The sequence below is a fragment of the Iodobacter sp. genome, assembly GCF_025352645.1.
Lineage (GTDB): Bacteria > Pseudomonadota > Gammaproteobacteria > Burkholderiales > Chitinibacteraceae > Iodobacter.
Genome location: NZ_JANXSO010000055.1, coordinates 1 through 3385, shown reverse-complemented (window position 1 = coordinate 3385; position 3385 = coordinate 1). Strand labels below are relative to the sequence as shown.

4 protein-coding genes are annotated in these 3385 nt (G+C 52.9%); all 4 read right to left on the bottom strand.

All coding sequences use genetic code 11. The features are described from left to right. Positions 1–266 (bottom strand): AAA family ATPase (locus tag Q0R17_RS07345; protein ID WP_293933491.1); only part of this gene is annotated, 266 nt, incomplete at its 3' end. 310 nt (positions 267–576) lie between these two features. Then, positions 577–1347, bottom strand: a complete 771-nt coding sequence (locus Q0R17_RS07340) for an ABC transporter ATP-binding protein (protein WP_293933488.1) — start codon at positions 1345–1347, stop codon at positions 577–579. Beyond that, entirely contained in the window at positions 1344–2333 is a 990-nt protein-coding gene (locus Q0R17_RS07335; protein ID WP_293933485.1) for an iron ABC transporter permease, read from the bottom strand. The genes Q0R17_RS07340 and Q0R17_RS07335 overlap by 4 nt, the downstream gene beginning before the upstream one ends. 253 nt (positions 2334–2586) lie before the next feature. Then, on the bottom strand, positions 2587–3385 hold a 799-nt coding region (locus Q0R17_RS07330; RefSeq protein ID WP_293933483.1), incomplete at its 5' end, for a cobalamin-binding protein.

Below are 3385 nucleotides of genomic sequence, written 5' to 3'. Positions count from 1 at the left end.
ATGACTTGGGCACGGCAATCGCTGGAAGGCTTGAGGAGCACGGGGTTGAAATCGGTATGGGGGGCAATGCCTGCTGCAACGGCTTGCATGGCTTGGGCGCGGCCAATTTCGCCTGCATCGCTGGTGACTGCACTATTGAGCGCCATATTTTGTGGCTTAAACGGTGCGACTTTAATGCCACGGCGCAAGAGAATGCGGCAGAGCGCGGCAACGATGGTGGTCTTGCCTGCATCAGAGGTGCAGCCTTGAATCATAAGAGTGGGCATGGGTTTGCCTTGTGCAAGATTGGGAGTTAGAAATACTCAAACCTAAGATCTGTAGACACAGAGACCACGGAGATTAAAAGCAGGACACTGAGAAAACCTTGGGAGGCTGATTTCAGTTAATGGGCTTATCACTCTGGATATGGAAGTCCATTGACACTGCTGGATTCTCGATAAAGACACTCGGGAATGACTGTGGTGACACTAGACACATTATTTTCTAGCAAATCCTTAGCTCCGTTATGAATTGCTTTTCTCCGTGAAACGCCGTGTTCTCAGTGGCCTCCGTGGTTTAAGATTTGGGTTTGTACTCTCAGCGGGGCAGCGGGATAAACCACTCTTGCCCTTCGATGCTGGCGCTGCGGATTTCGGTGCGGTAGAGCGCGCTGAGGTTCTGGCTATTCATGATCTCTGGTGTCGGCCCTGCCAGCCATTGTCCATCGCCAAACATCAGCAGTACATGACTTGCCCATTGCTGGGCGTGGTTTGGATCGTGGCTGACCATGAGCAGGGTTCTGCCTGCTTGATTTTCTTCGCGCAGTACCGAAAGGGCCTGTTGTTGATGACGTAGATCGAGCTGTGACAAGGGCTCGTCGAGCAAGATTAGTGGGGCTTGTTGAGCGAGCGTCGCGGCAAGGCTGGCTCGGCGGCGCTCGCCGCCTGATAGCGTGGCTAGGTCGCGGTGTTTTAGATCGCTTAAATCGAGTCTTGCTAATTGCTCATCGGCAAGGCGTAGATCATCCTGGCTTTCCCAATCCCATGGCCCTTGATGGGGGTGACGGCCGCTGAGCACTTTTTCGATGACGGATAATGGAAAAGGGCAATCATCCTGCTGGCTAAGCCATGCAATTTCTTTGGCCCGCTCATGGCCCGCCCATTCTTTTAATGGCCGTTGCTTGAGCTGGATCTTGCCTGCTGCAGGCTTGAGCCATGCCGCCAAGGTGGCGAGCAGAGTGCTTTTGCCGCAGCCGTTTTCACCTAGAATAAGCCAGCTTTCGCCCTTGCTGATTTCAAGATTTAGATCTTTGCAAAGCAGGCGCTCGCCCTGTTGAATGGCTAAGGAGTGCAGTGATAAATGGCTCATCGTGCGACACCTCGGTGTTGCAACAGCCATAAAAAGATGGGCACACCGGCTAGCGCGGTAATCACTCCGACGGGGAGTTGCTGCGGGGCCAGAATAATGCGCGAAGCGATATCGGCAGCGAGTAAAACCGTGCCGCCGGTGAGGGCTACGGCAGGTAAGAGTAGGCGTTGATCGTGGCCTAAAACCAGCCGCAAGGCGTGTGGAACGATCAGGCCGATAAAGCCGATCATGCCTGCCGTGGTCACCGAGATGGCGGTTGCCGCTGCGGCCACAAAGTAGAGTAGCCATTGCAATTTACGCGTATTGGCACCGAGCGCGTGCGCGGTTTGCGCCCCTTGGCTGAGCACATTCAGCTGTCGTGCCAGCGGCCAAACCAGTAAAAGTAGCGCCAAGAGCAGCGCTAATGCCAGTTGCCAACGCGCTCCGGCAAGATCGCCCAGCATCCAGAACACCATGCCGCGTAAGAGACCATCGGGAGCAAGGCTGAGTAATAAGCTGGAAAGTGCGCCACAAAAAGAGGCAATCGCTACTCCAGTGAGAAGTAATCGTGCCTGACTGCGGGAGTGATCTTTGCGCGCCAAGATAAACACCAGCGTAATGCTGAGTAAAGCACCACAGCCGGCAGCCAGGTTGACGGCTGCCACACCTGCGCCTAACAGTAGCGCCAGTAAAGCCCCGACGCTTGCCCCACCCGAGGTGCCTAGGATGTAAGGATCAGCAAGAGGATTTCTGAGTAAAACTTGCTGTAATGCACCGGCCAAGGCCAGTAAACCGCCAACGGCAATGGCCGCCAAGGTGCGTGGCAGGCGCAGCTCGAGCACCACATCACGGGCTAGTGCGGCATCGGGCCCATTGCCTAGTAATTGCCAAGGGCGATAGCTGGTGCTACCGAAACAGAGACTAAGAACAACGGTAATCAGCAGCAGGCCGCTCAGCACAAGCAGTGTAAGGGTGAGCCTGGCGGGGGTAAGGCGGGAATGCTTCATATTTATAATTACTTTACCTAAAAAACCAAATCTTAAATTGCTGAAAATAATTAAACCCAAATTTTGAAACACGGAGGACACGGAGGACACAGAGTTTCACGGAGAAGATCATAAATGTTAGGTTTTAGACCTTCTCATCAGTACTGGATTACGCACTTTTTATCGTGATCCACTATTAGAGTTTTTGTTTTTCTCCGTGTAACTCCGTGTTCTCCTTAACTCCGTGTTTCAAGGTTTGGGTTTGGCTTAGGTGTTAACGCGCTTTATCAATCGCTTCGCAAAGTTTGGCTGTGCCTTCTACCAGCCTTGGGCCCATGCGGCTGAGTAGATCTTTGGGTAGGACGTGAAATTGTTTGTTTTTACTGGCTTGCAGATTAGGCCAGCGTTTCCAGCGGCTTAACCAATTATCTTTCACACCTGGCTCGCCACTGGTGATGATCACATCTGGATTGGCGGCGAGTACGGCTTCGTCGTCGATGGTGGGAACGAGGGCGGGTAAGTCGGCAAACACATTCACTCCGCCACACAGACGCATAGCATCAGAGATAATTTGCTCATGATTGATGGTCATTAGCGGCCTGTCCCATACCTGATAGAACACGCGCACTGGTTTTTTTTCTGCGTATTTTTTCTCTAAGCTAGCTAGGCTGTCGCGGTATTTTTTTGCCGCTAGCTGCGCTTCAGGCTCTTTGGCTGTGAGTACGCCTAAACGCTCTAGCACCGTTGGCACATCGCCGAGTTTTTTAGAAAAAGTATAAAAAACCGGCAGGCCTAGTGTTTCGATTTGCGCCAGCTGTTTGGCGGGATTACCGCTCTGCCAAGCAATGATTAAATCTGGCTTAAGGGCGCGGATGCGTTCCAAATCAAAGCCGTTATAGCCGCCAATGCGCTCAATTTTATTCGCTTCTGGCGGGTAATCGCTGTAATTCACCGCGCCCACAATCAGCTTGCCTGCGCCGATGGCAAACAAGTCTTCGGTGGCGTGTGGGGCGAGGCTGATGATGCGCTGGGCGGGCTTGGCTAAGGTGATTTCTTGGCCACGATCGTCTTTT